This is a genomic window from Actinoplanes sp. NPDC023801 (genome assembly GCF_040639655.1).
Lineage (GTDB): Bacteria > Actinomycetota > Actinomycetes > Mycobacteriales > Micromonosporaceae > Actinoplanes.
Map to the genome: position 1 here is coordinate 21694 of NZ_JBFAAI010000026.1, position 21543 is coordinate 43236.

Sequence of the window (21543 nt, forward strand, 5' to 3'; positions counted from 1 at the left end):
ATCTTCGTAGACTTCATACTGATGTCACGTTCTGAAAGTGTTTCGCTTGGCGTCGTGATCTCCGGAGGGCCGGGCGATGTCCGAAAAGCTCACCGCCCCACCGCCACGGGTCCGCCCCGATGACCGACGCCGCCGGCCGGTCAGCGCCCGCGCTGCGCGACTTCCTGCTCGACGCGGGGCCGTCGTTCATCGCGATAGCCGGGGTCATCGCCAACATCATCCAGATCGTCACGGTCGGCAGTGTCACCGCCGAGGGGCTGGTGGCTTTCGGTTTCGTGATGACGGCGACCGTGGTCCTGGTCGGTTACAACTTCATCCGCCGCCGGAGGGCCGATGAGGCGGCCGTGAACGAGCTGAACGTCGTCCGCAGCGCGCTGGCCTCCACCTTCGCCGCCTACCGGCCCTACCAGGACGAGCTCACGATCGTCGTCCACATCGGCGGGAACCCGGCCGAGGACCGGATCGACGAGCACCATGTCACGACGGCGCCACAGGAGGGCGCCACCGTTCACTGGTGTCACCTCGAACCCCTCACCCGCGGCCCCGGCCAGAGCCCGGACTGGAGCGTTCTCGATCTCGACGTGAACCGCCGGGCGGTCAACGGCGCGCAGGCGCAGCGGGCGGTCCCGATCCGGCTGCACGGCAGCACCGCTCCGGCCCTCATCTTCTTCGCCCCGCCCGCCACCAAGGTGGAGTGGACCGCGGCCTACCGGTCACCGTCCTTCTGGGATCCGCTGCGGCGCGACCACTCACAGCAGTTCGAGTGGATGCCGCCGGCACCGAGCCTGGACGATCCGGAGCGACGCGGCCCGGTACGTTCGGTCACGTTCGAGTTCCGGGTCCCGCTGTCGCTCGGCACACTCGCCGATCCCGAGCCGCCGCCGGCCGGCGTCACGTTCCGGCGCGATCCGACCGGTGCGCACGAATACACGATCGAGGACGTCGCCGCACTCATGGGCGGTACGGGTTCCACGGTCAACGCGCTCAGGTGGCCTCTGCGGCTCATCCCCCGGGAGGGAAAGTCATGACGGCGTCGGCGCGGTTGTCGAGAGCGGGAGGCGTCGCCTCGTGGGTGGTGCCGGTGGCGGTGACCCTGGTCAACGTCCTGCTGGTGGTCGGAGTCGCCGCCGGCGCACGGGTGGCACTGTCGGTGGTCGGCCTGCTGCTGCTCGGACTGGTCGTGACGCTCCTGCTGCGGTCGCGGAAGGTCGCCACCGTACCGGAGCCACCGGACCAGCCCGGTGGCTTCGTCGAGGACCTGGAACTCACCGTCTGGGTCGGTGCCACCGCGCGGGACGATCGCATCCTGGAGCGGCGCCGGACCCGGCCCGCCCACGGGCTCGAGCAACGGAAGCTGACGCTCATCCGCCCGTACGCCGGGACCGACACCGAGAAGGTCTCGATCACGCCGGCCCCGCACGCGACGAACGCGCCGGTCGACGCGAGCTGGGTGCCGATCGGCACCGCCGGCCGCGGGATCGTCCGCTTCGTGCCGCCGGTGAAATGCGAGACGCTGGAGTGGGAACTCGGCTACACCATTCCCGGGGGCCTATGGAATCCGCTCCGATCCGTCGGCCTCGACGTATTCAGATACGACGCCCGCGCTTTCCCGATCGGCCGGTTCTCCATCCGTTTCGTGTTCGGGCCGAACGCCGACGCCATTTCGGTGCAGGAGCGTAATCGCCGCGGCACGACGCGTTACGAAAAGGGTGAGCCCGACGCCGAGAGGGCTGCCGTCTGGACCGCGGACACGCCTAGCGCGGCCACCCGTTACGAGTGGGACATTCGGGTGGACTGGTCCGGCGGAACGGCTTGAACTCGTACACGATTGTGGTTCTCGAGATTATCGCCCGGTAACCGGCTATTCTTGCCGATGGCATGAAACCGGATCATTCCCGGACACGGAAGACCGCGGGCCCACATGCGGCCCGCTCTTTTATGGGGGCGAACATGACGAGTACGCCGAAACATCTTGTCGGTCGCGGCGGCGAGGGCTCCGCAGGCTGACCACGGCACGGCCACCACGGCGGCGAGGACATCTCGCCGCCGTCCGCGTGTCAGCCGGCGCTCTCCAGCGAGCGGGCCATCCCGCGCAGCGTCGCTCCGAAGATCGCCCGCCCGGACAGCGACAGCAGCGGCCCGGCGTACCGGGTGACGCGGCGCGGGGACACCTCGACATCCTCGACCCAGACCACGCGGCACCGCCGGCCGGGCAGCGGCGTCACCGTGAACCACGCGCTGCCGTGCACGACACGGCCGTGCTTGACGATCTCGCACCGGCCGGGCCGGTCGCCCCGGTCGTCGCCGGACGGCGGCTCCCAGGCCACCACCTCCATCGGGTCGTCGAAACCCAGCGGACCCAGGCCGGTGCGCGCGACGAAGGTGGCACCGACCCCGTCCGGCCGATCGGTGACGACCCGGACCTCGGTCAGTGGGACCCAGTCGCCGTGCCGGGGCCAGTCCACCAGGGTGTTCCAGGTGTCGGTGGCGGTGGCGCGCACGTGCCGGGTGACGGTGAAGCTGGTCATCCCCACATCCTCGTAAAGATCGGCCGTTCCCGCACGCCCTGTGGCGGGTAACGCACCCGTGTGGATCATCTGCGACTGCGCTTCGACGGCTGGATCGCCGGGCTGGGCACGGCCGGCGGCACCCGGCTGGTCGTCGGGCACTGGCCCGGCTCCCCGTTCGGGCCGGTCACCGACGTCATGGTGGAGGACGCCGCCGGTCACCGGCTGCTGCTCGCCGAGACCGCCGAGCTGGCCCGGTTCGTCGCCGAGACCTACACCTTCGACGAGGTCCGGATCGTGCCGGTCACGGTGCGCCGGGAACCGGCGGCCTGGCACATCACCGCCGGGCCGCTGGAGCTGCGGTTCACCACCGGCGGACGCGGCGCGCTGGGCGCCCTGCTGCACGCGGTTCCCGCGGTGCTGGCCAGGCAGCTGTGGTGGGTGCGCCTGATCGATCTGCCCGCCCGGCTGCTGCACGGCGTTCGCACCCGTGGCAGCGCCGGAAACGGGCGCCGGGAGTGGTACGCGGTCCGCGATCTGCACCGGATCACCGCGGCTGACGCCGCTCTGGACGGCGTCGGCCTCGGCCGGCTCACCGACGTCGACCCGCCGGTACGGTTCGGTTTCGGTTCGACACCCCCGTCCCCGGCACTCGTGCGCATCACCACGACCGTCGAGGTGCCGCGTGCGTGACCGGCGGGGCCGGCTGCCAGCGCGCCGGCGGCAGGACGGTGGCGCGGGGCTTCGACGGCTCGGCGATCCCGGCTCGCTCGGTGACCAGCCACCTGACGTCGGGCGCATGGGTACTTGGTACGGTGACGAAAAGGCAGCAAACAGGCAAAACACTTCTGGAGGTGCCATGAAGATCTCCGACGACGAAGAGCAACGCATCGGCGCCGGCCGTCCTCTGCCCCGCCATCACCGTCACGGAGGTTCGAATCCGGTGCCGTTCTCCCGAGCCGGTCTACTGGCCGTCCTGCTGCTCGCCGGCCTGACCGGATGCACCGGCGACGACCGGCCGGCCGCCCCCGCAGCATCCGCCCCTGCCGCGTCCTTGCCCGCCGCGCCCGGACCGACGGAGAACGCGACCACACCCGCGGCTGCCCCGTTCCCGTTCACGGTCAACCGCCGGGGCGGGTTCGCCGGCGTCGACGACCGCGCACGGATCGACGCGGACGGCACCGTGGTGGTGACGACGCGGGAACGGTCCTCCGCGCCGGCGTCCCTGCCCGCGGCCACCATGGACGAACTGCGCCGGTTGCTCACCTCCGCCGACTTCACCGGCCGGGCGGGCACGGCGAGCGCGCCGACGTGCGACGACGGTTTCGAGTACGAACTGGCCACTCCGGAGGCGACGGTGACCGTGCACGACTGCGGCGACCCGCACGGCGCCACCGTGGACCGCCTCGTCGCCATCAGCGCGGGCCTGTTCAACGGCTGATCACGGCCGCCGTCACCGCACCATGACACGCCGGTAGGCCGCGTCCGCCACCTCCGGCTGTGGGTGCTCCCGCAGCCGGCGCAGCGACTCCACCCAGGGCTCGCTCCATCGCTGCGCACCGCCGGCGGCCTGGACAAGCGCCAGCGCGAACAATCCGCCGGCCAGGTCACCCCGTCCGGCGAGCCGCTCCGCCTCGGCCGGGACATCGCCGAGCCGGGCGGTGTCCGGGCGGTTGTCGGCGATGCGCCCGGCCAGCCGCACGGCGAGCGCCGGACGGCCGGCTACGAGGTCGGCGACCTCGGCGAGCGGCGCCGCGCGCGAACCGGCCAGCGCGACGAGCAGCTCGGCACCGTCGACCAGGAACGCCGGTTCGGCCGCGAGCATCCGGGCCGCCGCGCGCGCCGGCCGCAGGTCACCGGTGGGGCGGGCCTGAACCCACTTCGCCACGTCGCCGGCGATCCTCGTCACGCAGCGGCGGGCCGGACGGTCGCGTTGCGGCGAGCCGAGGTCCGGGTCCTGCCGGTCGAGGGCAATGAGCCGGCTCAGCACCGGTTCCAGCGTGCCGGCGTGCTCCAGCAGGGCTTCGGTCAGCGACCGCAGGACCCCGCGCGGCCAGAAGACGCCCGGTCCGGTGAAGTCCGGGTCGGCGAGCGCGGCGGCGATCACGCCGAGCCCGTCCGGCGCCCACGGGACCCACGGTGCGAGATGCTCGAACGCGTCCATCGAGATCTTCCGGTCGGGGCTCGCGCAGGCGGTCAGGACCAGCGCGGCGAACCGGGGACGATCGGATTCGGTCAGATCCTGCGGTACGACGGCGAGCAGCGCACGGACCTCGGCGTGCGCGGCGGAACCGGCCGCCTCGGTGAGGATCCGCCAGACGGCCGGGGACAGCACGGCGCCCCGGACGGCGGTGACGACCGCGGCCCGTACATCGGGATGGGTGCCGGGGGTGTGCCACACCTCGGCGAACAGATCCGCCGACTCCGGCGGCCCGTAACGGGCGAGCAGCCGGATCGCGGCCCTGCGGCTGGACACCCGGACCGGCGACGGCCCCAGCACGACCTCCCGCAGCAGCGTGAGCAGGGTGCCGGCGCTCACGAACCGGGCCGCGCGGTCGGCCGCCGGCAACGCCGCCCGGGCACGGGCGCCGCCGGCCTGACCGAGCAGCGTCGGCAACGCCTCGTCGGGGCGGTCGGTCCACGGCAGGGCGCCCAGAGCCGCCTCGGCGATCGGGACCTCCGGGTTGTCGAGAAACCCCGCGAGCAACTCACGGCCGGAGACCGGCACCCTCGCCAGATTCTTCAACGCGGTCGTACGGGTGCGCTGCTCCACCTCGGTGTCGGCCGCGACCGCGGCGAGAGCCCCGGCGTAGGCGCACTGCTGCCGGGGCGTCCACCGGCGTACGTACGACGGCGGCCCGACCAGAGCGGGATCGGCCAGCGCCCTGTCGAGCAGTGTGGTGCTCCAGCCGCTCACCTCCCGCCACACCGCAGACAGCCGCACCGCCGCCGGATCCTCACGCAGCAGCTCGGCGGCCCGCTCCGCCCTGGTCCGGGGGTCGTCGAGCCACAGCTGTGCCGCCCGTTCCCGGACGTGGGGCGGCGACGAGGGTGCCGCCGCCCGTCGTAGCAGTTCCTGCAGCTCGGGCACGTGCCGGGCACGGGTCTCCAGCAGGTCGGCAAGGTCCAGAAGCGCGGCCGGATCGGCGGTGATCCGCCTGCGCAGCGCCATGGTGACCAGGTGTTCCTGGCCCGGGCGCAGCGGCGTCTCCAGGTAGCGGATGACCGGCAGCCGGGCGATCAGGCCGAGCGCCCATCGGGTGAGCTCATCGTCCTCGGGAGGCCCCGCGGGACGGCGGGTCAGGGCCGCGTAGGCGAGCTCCTCCAACTGGTACCGGGTGCGCTGGGACAGATCCCGGGCCTCGATCGTCGCGTCGGTGATCGCGGTCAGCGTGACCGCGTCCGAACCGGTGAGGTACGGGATCAACGTGCGCAGCGACTCCAGCACCGCCCGCTGCACGCCTTCCCGTTCGTTGCGGACCCGAAGCAGCCGCTGAAGCACCTCCGGCACCACGGCGGGCTCCCGGCGGGCCACCTCGAGGAACGCTTGGTACGTCTCCTCACGCCGGTACGCCGCCGCGTCATGGCTCGCCTTGTCGAGCCGGGCCAGCACCTCGGCGGCCGGCAGCAACCGGTGCCACCGCTCGGTGGCGTGTTCGTTCGCCGCGATGTGCGGCAACGCCAGTATCCGCCGCACCTCACGGCTGCGAACCGGCTCCGGCAGCAGCTCGACATGCCCTTCCCAGGGGTTGTCCGACGGCGGCGTCGCAAGGTGGACCTCGACGCGCCGGTCCGGCGGGAGCATCTCGAACAGTTGGTGATTGATGGCGTTGAGTGCGGCCAGCTCGTCGGCGCCGAGCACCAAGAGGGGACGCAGCACGCCCGGATTCAGATGCCGGTAGAAGTCGGAGGAGGTGACCCGGCCGATCACGAGCGCCGCCACCCGCTGCGGGAACCGCTTGGCGAGCGACGTGAGGCCGATCTCCGGAAGCGAGGTGGACGTGTAGCGCTCCAGCAGGCCCAGCACCCGCTCCGGTTCGCTGCGCGTGCACGCGTCGACGGCGGCGGCGAACGGTGTCCAGTCCGGTTCCGGTGCTGCGGCGGCCAGGCCCGCGGCGGCCCAGTCCAGAATCGCCGGGCTGTGCCGCCGGGCCAGCACCTTCCACGAGACGATCGAACGCGCCAGCACCGGCAGCAGGCGGGCGACCACCGGTGCGGTGCAGGCCGGGAGGAGAGCCACCGCCTCGCGGTCGCCGTACCGCTCACGCACCGGGTCGATCAGTTCGTCGCCCGAGCCCGGGTACTTGCGCAGCAGCCGCAGAACCAGGTGGCGCAGCACGGGCGGGGCATCGGCCAGCAGTTCCCCGCCCGTCGTCCAGCCCAGCCGGAGCGCCTGTTTCGCGGCCTCCGCCCGTACCGATGGATCCGGGTCCGTCAGAGCCCCGGCCACCACCGGGCGGAAACCGAGGGCAGCCGCCGCGGTGACCGCCAGAAAACGCTCGTAGGGGCCACCCGCCGCGAGCTCGGCCGTCCGCGTCTCCGGATCCGCCTGTCCACGCAGCAGACCCAGAAGAGCCGGGATCCTTTCCGGGTACGGCACCGCGTCGAGCTGGTCGGAAAGCATCAACGGATTGTGCCGTACCCGGGAATCGAGCCGATCTACAGGCCCCAGCCGTACCGGATGCGATCGCGGCCGGAGGTGTTGCGCACCGTCAGATTGAGATTGGTGCCGCTGCCACTGAGAGCGAACATCGAGTAGTGGTCGAAACCGGAGGTGCCGGTCGGTTTGCCGCCGACCGCCGGCCAGTAGACGCCACCCATCTGGTTGTCCCGCATCACCTGCGTCACCGCGCGGATGTGCCGCACGAAATTGTCGGTGCTGCTCGCGTTCGCGTAGTTGAGACCGGTCGACATCGGCGCCCCGTACTCGGTCACCACCGCGCGGGAGGCGCAGTTACCGAGACGCGTCTGAATGTGGGATCGGAACGCGTCGTACGTCATCGCGCCGTAGAAGAACGCGTAGTGGTGGAAGGAGAGCAACGTGCCGCTGAACCGGCTGTCGTTGCAGACGTCCCGCAGATCCTGGCTGAAGCCGGTGCCGCCGATCAGCGTCCGGCTCGGCACCGCCGAGTAGTGGTACCTCATCCAGTTCGCGGCGACGTTACGCCAATCCGCCGAGGAGTAGCCGTGCGGCTCGTTCATCGGCTCGAAGTAGACGTTCGTGTTCGCGCCGTACAGGTAGGTCACGTTGGACCACATGGTGTTCCACGCGGCGATGTTCGTGATCCGGCCGCCGGACGCCGCCCCGTCCTCCCAGTAGGCGATGATCACCTTGAAACCGCGGGCGGTGGCCGCGTCGATCGCACCACGATAGGCGTTCCACCACGTCGTGCCGACGGTGTGCGTGTTGATCGGCAGCCGTACCGTGTTGACACCCATCGCCGCCATGTCGTCGTACAGGGCGTTGGCCTTGGCGCGCACGGTGGCATTGCTGTCCGACTGGCTCAGGCCCTGCACGACCAGCGGGCCGGTGCTGAAGTTGTCGCCGAGCACCGCCCAGTTCATACCTTTGAACTGATTGGTGACCGCGGCTGCGGGGGACGCGCCGCTGACGGCGACGACCGGGACCAACGCCACCGCGGCCAGGGCGCTGGTGATGACACGACGCAACGATCGGGGATGGTTTCTCATGCCTCGTCCTTCCGCACGGGGGATGTGCATCAGCAACACCTTGGTAATCAAAGGCGACCGGGCATGCGATCCTTCGAGCCGACTCGTACAGAAACACTCACAGACGAACATCGCGGGCGAGCCGCAAGTCACCACGCGGGAGGGGTCGGCCTGCGCCCGTCGGCGGGCGGTGGGCGGCGGGTCACCAGGAGAATGCCGGGCCCCGGACCGTTCCCCGCGGGAGCAGGGGGCGGCCGGTGTACTCCCACGTCTGCACGATGACGTAGCGGCGGCCGTGCGGGGCCTGCAGGTCGGCCGGTCCGCAGCTGTGCTTGAGCATGAAGTCGGTGAACATCATGCCCCGGCAGTGGTGCGGGCCCGCGACGATCTCGTCGGTCACGGCGTCGTGCACGGCCAGCGAGATGTCGGCCTGGACGCCGGGCATGGCCTCCATGTCGCCGCGGACGCGGATCGTCGAGCCCAGCGCATGGCACGGCTGGACCAGCACCGGATGGCCCAGTTCCCACGTGTACTGCTCGCCGCATCGCCACGGGCCGACCGCGATCCGGCCGCCGGCCTTGCCCGGTCCCGCGGTGGCGCCGATCTGCGCGGGGCCGGCTGTCGCGCCGGCCTGGGCTCCGGCTTCGGCGGGTACCCGGGTTCCGGTCCGGCCGGAGGCTTCCTTGCCGGCGGGCGGCGGCGCGGGCGGGACGGCGCCGGGGCTCATCCCCAGACCGGCCGGTACGACCGTCGGCGACGGCTTGAGCGCTTCCAGCGACGGCGCGGCACCGGGCACGACACCACCGACCGAACCGCCGCCGATGGCGGCGCCGGTGCTGGTGCCGGTGCCGGTGCCGTGCGACGGCTGCACGCCGGTGGCACCGGCGGCGCCGGCCCGGTCGTCGCGCAGCTGCCACGCGCTGTACCCGCCCCAGCTGGAAGCGGCGAGCGTGCCCGCGACCAGGGTCACGACCAGGCCGTGCCGGCCGAAGAGCCAGCTGCGCGGGCCGTTGCGGGGCCGTTTGCGGGCCGGGCGGACCCGGTCCGGGTGAGGCGGGCGGGGATCGGCCCTCAGCGAGCTCGTGGCCGGCCCTCGCGGTTCGGTGGGCACCGAGTCGACGGGGGCGGCAAGGGCGGGCATTCCGGCGGTACGCCTGGCGAGTTCCCGCAACGTCTCGTGCAGTTCCGCTGCCGGCGGGCGGCGGCCCGGATCCTTGTCGAGGCACTCCTCGATGACCTGCCACACCTCGCCGGGCATGCCGTCCGGGCGCGGCGGCGGATCCTCCAGGTGGCCGTGCAGGACCGCGAACGGCTCCCCGACGTACGGCGTGTGCCCGCAGACCAGCTCGTACAGCGTCACCCCGAGCGCGTAGACGTCGGCGGGCGGGGCGGCGTCGCCTCCGCTGATCGTCTCGGGCGCCATGTAGTACGGCGTGCCGATCACCGCGTGCGGGGTGGTCAGGCCGGCGGCATCGAGAACGCGGGCGATACCGAAGTCGGTCAGCCTGATCTCGGTGCTCTCACCCGTACCGTCGAGAAGGATGTTGTCGGGTTTGACGTCGCGATGCACCACGCTCAGCGCATGCGTCTCGGCCAGGGCCGCCGCCACCTGGGCCAGCAGGCGGGCCGCCTCGGCCGGGGGCAGGGTGCCGGCCCCGCGCAACCGGTCCCGCAGGCTGCCGCCGGCCACGTAGTCCATCACCAGGCCGATCGACTCGCCGACGCTGAACAGGTCACGGACGCCGACGATGTTCTGGTGACGGACCATCATGAGGATGGTGCGTTCCTGCACGAAACGGGTGACCAGTTTCGGCTGCCGCAGCAGGCCCTCGTGCAGCAGTTTCACGGCGACCTGTTCACCGGTGGACCGGTCGATGCCACGCCAGACCGTGCCCGTGGCGCCCTGCCCCACCGGGCAGACGAGGATGTACGAGTTGCCGACGCACCGGCCGCTGAGGTCGACGGTGCCGGGCTCGACGGGGCCGGAGCCGGACCCGTTGAGTGAGAGGGACGGCTGCACGGTTCTGCCAGATCCTTCCTGTGGCGGACGAAGCGGGTCGAAGCGACGCCGATCGTGGCGTCACCGGCATCCGATGGCAACCCACCGATGTCCGAACCGTCAGGAATCGTCAGCCTGGTCAGGAAGTCGTCACCCGTGCACGAGACCGCTCGTTAGTCCCGCATCGGTACGTCGGAGAACGTCGCGGGAACCTCGAGCGTCCGCATCCGTGACGGCGGCCAGTACGTGGCGAAGGCCCGCCCGATCAGCCGGTCCACCCGGACCATGCCGTCGTCGGCGGCCAGGTGCATCCGCGAGTCGCCGGACTCGCTACGGTGGTCGCCGAGGAGGAAGACGTTGCCCGCCGGAACCGTCACCTCGAACGGAAGCTCGGAGGGCACGTCACCGGGGAACAGGTAGTCCTCGGCCAGAGCCCGGCCGTTGACCGTGACCGTCCCGTCCTTGTCGCAGCAGACGACCCGGTCGCCGGCCACGCCGATGATGCGCTTGATGTAGTGCTGGCCCGGCTCGGCACCCCAGGAGGACGGCGGGGTGAAGACCACGATCTGTCCCCGGGCGGGCTCCTGCCCGAACCGGTAGGCGGTCTTGTTGACGAGCACCTTGTCGTCGCGGAGCAGGGTCTGTTCCATCGACTGCGACGGGATGTAGAACGTCTGCACCAGGAACGTCCGGACCCCGAGCGCGACGACCGCCGCCACGACGATCAGGATCACGTACTCGCGGAGGCGGGATCGGGTGGTTGCGGGGGTTTCGGTCTGTCCGGACATCCGCCGCAGCGTACAAGCCACCTGCCACTCACCGGTCGTGGGTGGCAGGTGGCTCGTACCGGCGGTCAGTCGACCGGGTCGAGGACGACCTGGGCGGTACCGACCTGGCCGTCGGGGTCGGTGTACTCGGCTACGAAGACGGCGCTCAGGTTGTCCTGACCCTCGTGGCCGGGGTCGACGAACGTGGTGATCGAGCCGGTGCAACCCGACGTCGTCGACAGCGGGTGGCCGTGCTGGTCGTGGCCGAGGATGTAGGACACCTGGACGTTCGCGCAGTTGACCGGCACGTCGTCGACCACGCTGACCTGGAAGGTGACCGTGTCGCCGAACGAGAACTGCTGACCCGCCGTGGGCGTCACGAACGACACGGCCGGTGCGACCGGGCCGACGTGCAGCAGGAACTCGGCGGAGGCGGAGCGGCCGGTGGAGTCGGTGACCTTCAGGGTGGCCCGGTAGTCACCGTTGACCGTGTACGTGTAGGACGGGTTCGCCTGCCGGGAGTCGACGTCACCGTCGGCGTCGAAGTCCCAGGCGTAGCGCAGGGCGTCCCCGTCGGGGTCGGTGGTCCCGGCGCTGGAGAAGTTGACCGTGAACGGTGCCGAGCCGACCGTCGGCGTGGCGTTGATCTTCACGATCGGGGTCTTGTTACGCGGCGCGTAGTCGACCCGGGCGAGCTGGGCCTCCGGGTTCTCGGCGAAGTAGCCGTCACCGTACTCGAGGACGTAGAGCGCGCCGTCCGGGCCGAACTCGAGGTCCATCGGGTTGTCGAAGATGATCGACGGGAGGACCGATTCGATCGCGGTCACCTGGTTGCCGGAGCCGAGCGTGAACGCCTTGACGTAGTCGCGGGTCCACTCGTAGAACAGCGGCTTGCCGGCGAAGTCGGCCGGCCACTTGAACGGCGAGCGGCTGCGCTTGTCGTACTGGTAGGCGGGTCCGCCCATCGGGCCGATACCGCCGGTGCCCAGCTGCGGGAACTGCGCGCTGGCCCCGTACGAGTAGACGACCTCGGCCTTCTCGACCGGCGGCAGATTGCGCAGCCCGGTGTTGTGGGGCGAGTCGTTGACCGGCTGTGCGCAGTTGAACGGCTGCCCGGAGGTGTTCGTGGCGAAGTCGAAATCCACGTAGGGCAGTTCCGGGGTGACGCAGTACGGCCAGCCGTAGTTGGCGGGCTTGTCGATGGCCATCCAGCGGCCGTGCCCGGCGGGACCGCGGCCCGGGTTCGCCTGGTTGGCGTCGGGCGAGTAGTCGGCCAGGTAGACCACGCCGGTCTTCTCGTCGACGTCGAAGCGGAACGGGTTGCGCAGGCCCATCGCGTAGATCTCGGGACGGGTCTTCGCGGTGCCCTTCTTGAACAGGTTGCCGCGCGGAATGCTGTAGCTGCCGTTCGGCTTCACCGTGATCCGCAGCAGTTTGCCGCGCAGGTCGTTGGTGTTGGCCGAGCTGCGCTGGGCGTCGAACGCGGGGTTGCGGTCGGGGCGTTCGTCGATCGGGGTGTACCCGCTGGAGGCGAACGGGTTGGTGTCGTCGCCGGTGGACAGGTACAGGTTGCCCTGCCGGTCGAAGTCGATCTTTCCGCCGACGTGGCAGCAGATGCCGCGGTCCACCGGGACCTGCAGGATCTTCTGTTCGCTGCGCAGGTCGAGAATGTTGCCACGCAGCTTGTACCGGGACAGCTGGAGGTGCCCCTCGAACGGGGCGAAGTCGGCGGCGGTGCCGTTCTCGGGGGCGTTGCCCTCGTTGACGGTGGGCGTGGCCGGGTCGTCGACGGGCGTGTTCAGCACCGGCGAGTAGTAGACGTACACCCAGCGGTTGCGCTCGAAGTCCGGGTCGACGGCGATGCCCTGCACGCCCTCCTCGTCGTGCTGGTACACCGGGATGGTGGCGGCGAGCACGTTACGTCCGGTGCTCGGTTCGTGGATGCGCACCTGACCCTTGCGGGCGGTGTGCAGTACCCGCCGGTCCGGCAGGACGGCCAGGGCGATCGGCTCACCCGGGAAGTCGTTGAGCGTCACCTTCTGGAAGTCGGAGTCCGGTGGCGGCGCCGCGGCGGCGCCGGCCGGGCTGCCGAGGCCGGCGAGGGCGGTGGTGAAGAGCAGGGCCGCGGCGGCTGCGGTGAAGGTGCGGCGCATGTCAGTACCTCAGCCCGGTGAGGTAGTTGTAGCCGACCCGGGCGGTGTCGAGGGCCTGCGCGGGAGTGCGTGGCGGACTGCCCGCGTCGTCGCGTTCCACGATGTACTCGATGAGCCCGGCCTCGCCGGCCCGCCGGAAGACCCGTTCGAAGTCGATCAGGCCGTCCCCGGGGTCGGCGAAGCTGCTGTTGACGTCCATGTCCTTGACGTGGACCTGCTTGATCCGGCGCCGGTTCTTCTCGATCAGGTCGACCGGGTCGGCGGCACCGCGCCACGCCCAGTAGATGTCGACCTCGAGGTGGACCAGGCGCGGGTCGGTCTCCCGGGTGAGGATGTCGAACCCGGTGATCTCGGTGCCGGACTGGCGCAGGAACTCGTTGTGGTGGTTGTGGTATCCGAAGCTCAGCCCGGCCCGGCGGGCGAGTTCGCCGGCCTTGTTGAGGTCCGCGGCGAAGGCCCGGTAGACGGCCGCGTCGCGGATCGGCCCGTTGGGTCCGGTGCCGAAGTACGGGTGGACGATGAACTTGTTGCCGACGATCGCGGCGTCCTCGAGGGCGCGCTTCCACGTTTCGGCGTTCCACGGTTGCGGGATGCCGGCGTGCCCGGAGGTGGCGCGCAGACCGGCGTTGTCGAGGGCGGCCCGGAACTGGGCCGCGGTGCGGCCCACGAAGCCGGCGTGCTCGACGCGGGTGTAGCCGATCGCGGCCAGTTCGGTGAGGCTGCCCTCGAGATCGACGGCCAGCTGGTTGCGCAGCGTGTACAGCTGGACGCTGATCTGATCGCGCGGAACCCGGCGTGGGGATCCACCGCCGCGGGCCGCGGCGGGTGCGGCGAGGACGCCGGGCGCGCCGACGGCGGCGGCTCCGGCGGCCGCGGCGCCGAGCAGGTTACGGCGGCTCAGAGAGGACGGACGGGACGGTGACTCGTGCATGCGGTGGTGCCTCCGGTTTCAGTGGTGAACTCGGAAGGGCATGCGGGGCGACGTGAGGCTCCCGCAGCCGGCAACTTTTGTGCAGAGCGGCTTCCGTACCGGACGCTACATCGTATTTACGCGTGTCTCTAGTTAAATATTTGCATGTAACAATATAAGTTTTGCTACATTCGACAAAAGTGCACGACGACTGGGCCGGGCGCATTTGCGCCCGGCCTGACGCCGGCGGAACGGGACTACTGGTTGGTCGAGAAGGCCGCGTCGAACGCCGCCGTCGGAGCGTCGAACGCCAGGCGGCGCACGAACTGGAGAGCCTCCGGTGCACCGACGAGGCGGTCCATGCCGGCGTCCTCCCACTCGACGGAGATCGGGCCGTCGTAACCGATCGCGTTCAGCGCCCGGAAGCAGTCCTCCCACGGCACGTCACCGTGACCGGTGGAGACGAAGTCCCAGCCGCGCCGCATGTCGGCCCACGGCAGGTGGGAGCTGAGCCGGCCACGACGCCCGTCGCCGGTGCGCACCTTCGCGTCCTTGCAGTCCACGTGGTAGATGCGGTCGGCGAAGTCGAAGATGAAGTTGACCGGGTCGAGCTCCTGCCAGACGAAGTGCGACGGGTCCCAGTTGAGGCCGAAGGCGGGCCGGTGCCCGATGGCCTCCAGCGTGCGCTTGGTCGTCCAGTAGTCGTAGGCGATCTCACTCGGGTGCACCTCGTGCGCGAACCGCACCCCGACCTCGTCGAAGACGTCGAGGATCGGGTTCCACCGGTCGGCGAAGTCGGCGTAGCCGCGCTCGATCATCGACGGGGGCACCGGCGGGAACATGGCCAGGGTGTGCCAGATCGAGGATCCGGTGAATCCCACGACGGTACGCACGCCGAGCTTGGCGGCCGCGCGGGCGGTGTCCTTGATCTCCGCGGCGGCCCGCTGCCGTACGCCCTCGGGTTCGCCGTCGCCCCAGATCCGGGCCGGCAGGATGTCCTGGTGCCGCTCGTCGATCGGGTGGTCGCAGACGGCCTGCCCGACGAGGTGGTTGGAGATCGCGCAGACCTGCAGGTTGTGCTTGGCCAGGGTCTCACGCTTGCGGTCGATGTAGCCGTCGTCGGCGAGCGCCTTGTCGACCTCGAAGTGGTCGCCCCAGCAGGCGATCTCCAGGCCGTCGTAACCCCACCCGGAGGCCAGCCGGCACACCTCGTCGAACGGCAGGTCGGCCCACTGACCGGTGAACAGGGTGATCGGTCGTGCCATGTTTTTCACTTCCTCGCAGAGTGAACCAGAGAAGGCGTTGCGTGGGATTCGCCTGCGCGAGGAGCAGGCGGAACGCGGTGACCGGACAGCACGGGGCGGCAGGAGGACCGGGTGGGATGCGCCTCCCACACCGGTCACCGCTTGTGACCGCGATCACCGCGTTCCACTCTATTAGGCGACCACCTCCGACGCCAAGCGTCAGGCCGGAAGCCGCCACTGCTGGTTCGCCGAGCCCAGGCAGTCCCAGATGTGGATCTGCTGGCCGTCGGCGGAACTGTTCTGCGACACGTCCAGGCAGCGGCCGGACTGCGGGTTGCGTACCGTACCGCTCTGGGCGGCCCAGTTCTGGGCGCCGCTGCCGTTGCAGGTCCACAACTGCGCCTTCGTGCCGTTGGCGGTCGCGCCACCGGCCACGTCGAGGCACTTGCCGGACTGCGGGTTACGCCAGACCTGGCCGCTGATCTGCCAGTTCTGTGCGGCGCTGCCGTTGCAGGTCCACAACTGGATCTTCGTGCCGTCGGCGGAGGCGCCGCCGCTCACGTCGAGGCACTTGCCGGCCAGGCCGACGACCGGCCCGGCTCCACCGGTTCCGCCACCGCGGGTCAGGGTGAAGTCGTCGAGGTCGAAGAGTCCCGTACCGGTGCCGGTGAAGGTCAGGAACAACGTCTGAGACCCGGTGGGTACGTTGCTCAGGTTCCCGGTCACGTCGGCGTACGTGCTCCAGCTGCCGGTGTTCGGCACCGCCACCGAGCCGAGGACCGTCCCGGTGGCCGAGCCCGCGCGGACCTGGATGGTGCCGCCCGGACCGCCGGAGACGACGCGCGCCTTGAGCGAGGTGGCACCGGTCAGGTCGACACCGCCGTAGGACGCCCAGTCACCCGGGTCGATGTAGCCGAGGGTCTGCCCGTTGTTGGCGCCCGCCTTGGTGAACGCCTGCACCCCGTTGGCGCTGGTGAACGACTCGGCCTGCACGGTCGAACCGCCACCGCCCGGCGTCAGCTCCTTGATCCGGATGTTGCGGAACGACGCGTCGTCGCCGGCACCGTGGTTCTGGATGCCGATGTGGCCGGCGAGGGACCGTACCGGATCGGTGTTGGTGAAGTCGTTGACCCTGACGCCGTTGAGGAAGACCTGCAGGCGCTCCCCCTCGACCCGGAGCTCGTAGGTGTTCCACTCCCCCGGCGGGTTGAGAGCCGCGTCGCGGGCCGCGATGTCGGCGGACTTGAACGTGTAGACCGCACCCGTGGTGCGATCGGCGGCGTCGGTCGCGTCGATCTGGATCTCGTAGCCGTTGTTCACCGCCGACCAGGGGTCGTTCGACGGCGGGAACCCGATGAAGACACCGGTGTTGTCGTCCCCGGCCAGCCTCCAGTCCAGCTTGAGCGAGTAGCTGCTGAACTGCTTGGCCGAGTACCAGTACAGGCCCATCCCACCGGTGGACGTCAGGGTGGCGTCGGTGCTGGTGAAAGCGCCCGGCCCAGCCTGCGACCAGCCGGTCGTGGAGCCGTTGTAGAGGGCGGTGTAACCGGTCTCCGGACGGCAGTCGGCGTGCGTGCGCTTGGCCGTGTACCGGATGCCGCCGAGCAGGTGCGCCCGGAACGCCGGCTCGCTGTACGCCGACTGCGTGTGCCCGCCACCGGTGTAGAACGACCGGCCGGCGTCGAGGGTCTTGCACCAGGCGTGCGGGTGGTCGGCGCCCATCCGCCCGCCCGAGTACGACGACTCGTCGAGAGTCTCCAGCACGTGCGCCGTCTCCCGGGCGTTGGTGCGGTAGTCGTACCACTCGTCGGTGCGCTGCACGGTCTGCGGCAGGTGCGCGGTGGCCGCGTGCGCCCGGTCCTCGACCTTGACGGTCGCCTGCTGGACCGCCGGGTGCGAGGCGAAGTAGGCGCCGACGAGCTGTCCGTAGAACGGCCAGTCGTACTCGGTGTCGGCGGCCGAGTGGACACCGGTGTAACCACCACCGCCCCGGATGTACGACTCGAAGGCGCTCTGCTGGCCGGCGTCGAGGATGTCACCGGTCGTGTTGAGGAAGACGACCGTCTCGAAACGGGCCAGGTTGGTGGCGTTGAAGGCGGTCGCGTCCTCGGTCGCGGTGACCGTGAAGTTGTTGGCCGCACCGAGGTCACGGATGGCCTGGACACCGGCGGCGATCGAGTCGTGCCGGAAGCCGGTGGTCTTGGAGAAGACCAGGACGTCGTACGGCGTGTCGGCGGCACTGGCGGGGGTCGGCGCCGCAGTGCAGGCCAGAGTGGTCAGCGCTGCGGCGAACACTAGCGAGAGTCTGCGCATGGAATGGCTCCTCACAGGTTCCACTGCTGATTGGCGGCGCCCAGGCAGTCCCAGATGTGGATCTGCTGACCGTCGGCGGAGCTGTTCTGCGACACGTCCAGGCAGCGGCCGGACACCGGGTTCCGTACCGTCTTGTCGGCCTGCGCGGTCCAGTTCTGGGCACCGGTGCCGTTGCAGGTCCACAACTGCGCCTTCGTGCCGTTGGCGGTCGCGCCGCCGGCCACGTCGAGACACTTGCCCGACTGCGGGTTGCGCCATACCTGACCGTTGACGGTCCAGACCTGTGCCGCGGAGCCGTTGCAGGTCCACAGCTGGATCTTGGTGCCGTCGGCCGTACCGCCACCGCTGATGTCCAGGCACTTGCCGGCGAGGCCGACGACCGGGCCGGTACGGGCGGTGGTGAGGGTGAACGCGTCGACGTCGAAGAGCGCGCCGGTGCCGCCGCTGAAGGTCAGGTACAGCGTGGTGGTGCCGGCCGGTGCGCCGGCGAGGGCACCGGAGACGTCGGTGAAGACGTTCCAGCCGCCGGTCACCGGCACGGTGGCCGAGCCGAGGACGGTTCCGGTGGCCGACCCGGCCCGGACCTGGATCGTGCCGCCGGTTCCGGCGGACGAGACCCGGGCGGTGAAGCCGGAGACGTTGCCGAGCTGGTACGGCTGGAACGCGATCCAGTCGCCGTTGTTGATGTCGCCGACAGTCTTGCCGCCCTCGGCCTCGGGCTTGTTCATCACGGCGATCCCGGCGGAGGTCTTGTAGTGCTCGGCCTGCCGGTGTGCGGGCTGCAGGGTGTGCTGGGTGTGGGTGGTGAGCCCGCCCGCGTCGGTGTACTCGGCGTCGAAGACCGCGAAGATGTTCGCCGCCGTGTCGTGCTCGCCGTCGACCGGGATGGTGACCGAGCCGGTGCAGCCGTTCTTCGAGGTGATCTGGTGTCCGTGCTGGTCGTGGCCGAGCACGTAGGTCATCTTGACCTTCGTGCAGTCGATGCTCGCGTCCTCCGGGTCGGTCACGGTCACCGAGTACGGGATCGTGTCGCCGAAATTGAACACCTGGCCGTCGCCGGGCGCGTTGATCCGTACGGTCGGGGCCGTGTTGCCGACGCCGATCCGCACGTTGCCGGTGCCGGTGGCGCCCTGCGGGTCGGTGACGGTGAGCTTCACGTCGTAGGCGCCGTTGCTGGTGAACGTGTGCGACGGGTTGGCGGCCGTCGAACTGGTGCCGTCGCCGAAGTCCCAGCGGTAGGTCAGCGCACCGCCCTCCGGGTCGCTGGAGCCGGCCGAGGAGAACTGGACGGTCAGCGGCGCCTGGCCGGACTTCTTGTCGGCGCCGGCCACGGCGGTCGGGGCCCGGTTGCCGCCGCCGACGTAGTCGTAGCGGTACAGCGCCGAGTTCTCGTCGCCGCTGAAGTAACCGGTGCCGTAGTCGAGCACGTACAGCGCACCGTCCGGGCCGAACGCCAGATCCATCACCTGCTTGCCGTTCCAGGGGAAGGTCGAGATCTCACCCACCGAGCCGTCGGTGCCGACGTGGATCGGCTTGATCCAGCCGCGGCCGAACTCGGCGGCGAAGAAGTGCCCGTCCAGCGACTGCGGGAACTTGGTGGTGGAGGTGCTTGCCGCGTTGTACCGGTAGACCGGGCCACCCATCGGCGACTCGGAGCCGCCACCGAACTCCGCTGGGGTGCCGGCGTCACCGCCGTACCGGATCCAGGCCGCCTTCGCCGCAGGCAAAGTGCCGAGGCCGGTGTTGCGGGGCGAGTTGTTGACCGGACCGCCCGCGCAGTTGTACTTGGCGCCGACGGTGCCGTTCGCGAAGTTGAAGTCGGCGTACGTCTCCGCCGCGGTGTTGGTGCCGGTGCAGTACGGCCAGCCGTAGTTTCCGGGTGCCGTGACGCGGTTGAACTCGACCTGGCCGCTCGGGCCGCGGGTGGACGACGATCCGGCGTCCGGGCCGTAGTCGCCGACGTAGACGACGCCGGTGGCCTTGTCGACGGTCATCCGGAACGGGTTGCGGAAGCCCATCGCGTAGATCTCCGGCCGGGTGCCGGCGGTGCCGGGGGCGAACATGTTGCCGCTCGGCGAGGTGTAGGTGCCGTCCGCGCCGACCTTGATGCGCAGGATCTTGCCACGCAGGTCGTTGGTGTTACCGGAGGTCCGCTGGGCGTCGAAGGCCGGGTTGCGGTTGGCCCGCTCGTCCAGCGGTGAGTAGCCGTCGGACTGGAACGGGTTGCTGTCGTCGCCGGTGGACAGGTAGAGGTTGCCGGCCGCGTCGAAGTCGATGTCGCCGCCGACGTGGCAGCAGATGCCGCGGGTGGCCGGCACGTCGAGGATGGTCCGCTCGGCGCTCAGCTTCCAGTCCGCGGTTAGCGTGAACCGGGACAGCCGGTTGACGCCGTTCCAGGCCGAGAAGTCGGTGCCGGTGTCCGGCGCGTCCCCGGCCGGGGTGCTCAGCGGCGGGGCGTAGTACAGGTAGATGAACCGGTTGGTGGTGAACCCGGGGTCGACACCGACACCCTGCAGGCCCTCCTCGTCGTGGGTGTAGACGGCGAGATTGCCGACCACGGCGGTGTCGCCGGACGCGGTGGTGCGGCGCAGGGTGCCGTTGCGTGCGGTGTGCAGCACCGAGCGGTCCGGTAGCACCGCCAGGCTCATCGGCTCACCGACCTCGGGCTCCCCCTTGGCCAGCGTGACCTGCTGGAAGTCGGCCGCGTTGACGGGGTGTGCCTGCGCTGGAGCCTGGTTGATCGCGAGGACGAGAGCCGCGACGGAGGCGACAGCCCACCATCGGCGGCGCAACGAAATGGACATGGGGAGTTCCGTCCCTTCAGAACAACGGGAGATCCGAGGTGGGTCGCGCCGCCGACTTCACCCCGGCGTAACACTTTGGTGCCTTGCTCGAAACATTAAAGACGTCATCGACTTTTGTCACTACGAGCGGAACTTTTCAACGCTCGCGATCTACGGTCTCGTGTGCCAGGGCGGTCAGCCGAGCCGCCACCTCCGGCGGGATCTGGGCACCGGCCAGCGCCGACAGGGCGGACTCCACCCGCAGCTTGATCAGCCGCTCGACGCCGTCGAGCGCACCGGTGTCGACGATGATCCGGCGCAACTCGTCCGCGCCCTCGTCGTCCAGGTCCGGACGGCCCAGCAGCGCCCGGATCCGGGCCGCCTGCCGTTGGTCGGCCGACTCCCGGGCCAGGGCCATCAGCACCGTGCGCTTGCCCTCGCGCAGGTCGTCCAGCACCGGCTTGCCGGTCACCACCGGATCACCGAACACCCCGAGCACGTCGTCACGCAACTGGAAGGCGTCGCCGAGCGGATCACCGAACGCCGCATAGGCCTCCAGCAGCTCGTCGCCGGCACCGGCCAGCGCCGCGCCGATCTGCAGCGGCCGCGTCACCGTGTACCGGGCCGCCTTCAATCGGATGACGGTCAGCGCGCTCGCCGCCGACCCGTCACCGACCCCGGAGACCAGGTCCAGATACTGACCGGCGATCACCTCGGTGCGCATCGTCCCGAACACCGCATAGCCGCGACTGACCTGCTCGTCGCTCAGACCGCAGCTGTGGAACATCTCGTCCGCCCACGCCGCGCACAGATCGCCGCAGAGCAGTGCGGTGTTGCGGCCGTAACTGGCCGCGTCCCCCCGCCACGCCGACCGGGTGTGCAGGTCGGCGAAGAGGGCGTGCACCGACGGCTCACCGCGGCGGCGTTCACTGCCGTCCATGATGTCGTCGTGTATCAACGCGAAAGCGTGGAAGATCTCCAGCGCCGCCGCCGCCGTGACGATGCCCGGACCGTCGTCACCGCCCGCGCTGCGCCACCCCCAGTAGCAGAACATCGGCCGGAGCCGCTTCCCGCCGGACAGCAGGAACCGCTGCAGGGTGCTGAACAGCCCCCGCGGCGCTCCCTCGGGCCACTGCGGGCCCTGCCCGGTCAGGAAGTCGGCGAGCCGCGCGTCGAATCGGGCCCGCAGTGTCACGC

At 70.4% G+C, this 21543-nt stretch carries 15 protein-coding genes; 4 read left to right on the forward strand and 11 right to left on the reverse strand.

The genetic code is table 11. The annotated features are described in order from the left end of the window. The first annotated feature begins 119 nt into the window (after positions 1–119). A complete protein-coding gene (locus tag AB0G04_RS33605; RefSeq protein ID WP_360991154.1) occupies positions 120–1028 on the forward strand; it encodes a hypothetical protein in 909 nt (302 codons plus the stop codon). Beyond that, the gene (locus AB0G04_RS33610; protein ID WP_360991157.1) at positions 1025–1816 is read left to right on the forward strand and encodes a hypothetical protein; all 792 of its coding nucleotides are present in this window, start codon (positions 1025–1027) and stop codon (positions 1814–1816) included. The genes AB0G04_RS33605 and AB0G04_RS33610 overlap by 4 nt, the downstream gene beginning before the upstream one ends. Before the next feature lie 241 nt (positions 1817–2057). Here the strand turns inward: AB0G04_RS33610 and AB0G04_RS33615 are convergent, their stop codons facing one another. Further along, positions 2058–2528: an SRPBCC family protein gene (locus tag AB0G04_RS33615; protein WP_360991159.1), complete on the reverse strand. Its 471-nt coding sequence runs from the start codon at positions 2526–2528 to the stop codon at positions 2058–2060. 60 nt (positions 2529–2588) lie between these two features. Here AB0G04_RS33615 and AB0G04_RS33620 point away from each other — a divergent pair, with 60 nt between their 5' ends. Together AB0G04_RS33620 and AB0G04_RS33625 are read left to right on the forward strand one after the other, a co-directional pair. Then, the gene (locus AB0G04_RS33620) at positions 2589–3200 is read left to right on the forward strand and encodes a hypothetical protein (RefSeq protein ID WP_360991162.1); all 612 of its coding nucleotides are present in this window, start codon (positions 2589–2591) and stop codon (positions 3198–3200) included. Positions 3201–3450: 250 nt separating this feature from the next. Beyond that, positions 3451–3948 carry a hypothetical protein gene (locus AB0G04_RS33625; RefSeq protein WP_360991165.1) on the forward strand — a complete coding sequence of 166 codons (498 nt, stop codon included), beginning with the start codon at positions 3451–3453 and terminating at the stop codon, positions 3946–3948. Between the two features lie 12 nt (positions 3949–3960). On the opposite strand, the gene AB0G04_RS33630 is transcribed toward AB0G04_RS33625, so the two are convergent. The 10 genes from AB0G04_RS33630 to AB0G04_RS33675 all read right to left on the reverse strand — a co-directional run bounded on the left by AB0G04_RS33630 (position 3961) and on the right by AB0G04_RS33675 (position 21541). Further along, a complete protein-coding gene (locus AB0G04_RS33630) occupies positions 3961–7131 on the reverse strand; it encodes a HEAT repeat domain-containing protein (RefSeq protein WP_360991168.1) in 3171 nt (1056 codons plus the stop codon). Positions 7132–7166: 35 nt separating this feature from the next. Next, a complete protein-coding gene (locus tag AB0G04_RS33635) occupies positions 7167–8198 on the reverse strand; it encodes a cellulase family glycosylhydrolase (RefSeq protein WP_360991171.1) in 1032 nt (343 codons plus the stop codon). Between the two features lie 181 nt (positions 8199–8379). Further along, a complete protein-coding gene (locus tag AB0G04_RS33640) occupies positions 8380–10197 on the reverse strand; it encodes a protein kinase (RefSeq protein ID WP_360991173.1) in 1818 nt (605 codons plus the stop codon). Positions 10198–10349: 152 nt separating this feature from the next. After that, positions 10350–10964 carry a signal peptidase I gene (gene lepB / locus AB0G04_RS33645; RefSeq protein WP_360991176.1) on the reverse strand — a complete coding sequence of 205 codons (615 nt, stop codon included), beginning with the start codon at positions 10962–10964 and terminating at the stop codon, positions 10350–10352. A 65-nt stretch (positions 10965–11029) separates the two neighbouring features. Further along, a complete protein-coding gene (locus AB0G04_RS33650; RefSeq protein ID WP_360991179.1) occupies positions 11030–13096 on the reverse strand; it encodes a PQQ-dependent sugar dehydrogenase in 2067 nt (688 codons plus the stop codon). Position 13097: 1 nt separating this feature from the next. Continuing rightward, positions 13098–14027 (reverse strand): sugar phosphate isomerase/epimerase, encoded by a 930-nt coding sequence (locus AB0G04_RS33655; RefSeq protein WP_360991182.1) that lies wholly within the window; start codon positions 14025–14027, stop codon positions 13098–13100. Between the two features lie 236 nt (positions 14028–14263). Next, on the reverse strand, positions 14264–15271 hold the full coding sequence (locus tag AB0G04_RS33660) for a sugar phosphate isomerase/epimerase family protein (protein ID WP_360991185.1): 1008 nt from the start codon (positions 15269–15271) through the stop codon (positions 14264–14266). A gap of 198 nt (positions 15272–15469) precedes the next feature. Further along, complete coding sequence (locus AB0G04_RS33665; RefSeq protein WP_360991187.1) at positions 15470–17563, reverse strand: ThuA domain-containing protein; 2094 nt, start codon at positions 17561–17563, stop codon at positions 15470–15472. An 11-nt stretch (positions 17564–17574) separates the two neighbouring features. Beyond that, entirely contained in the window at positions 17575–20367 is a 2793-nt protein-coding gene (locus tag AB0G04_RS33670; RefSeq protein ID WP_360991190.1) for a PQQ-dependent sugar dehydrogenase, read from the reverse strand. A 136-nt stretch (positions 20368–20503) separates the two neighbouring features. Then, on the reverse strand, positions 20504–21541 hold the full coding sequence (locus AB0G04_RS33675) for a polyprenyl synthetase family protein (protein ID WP_360991193.1): 1038 nt from the start codon (positions 21539–21541) through the stop codon (positions 20504–20506). Positions 21542–21543 lie beyond the last annotated feature (2 nt).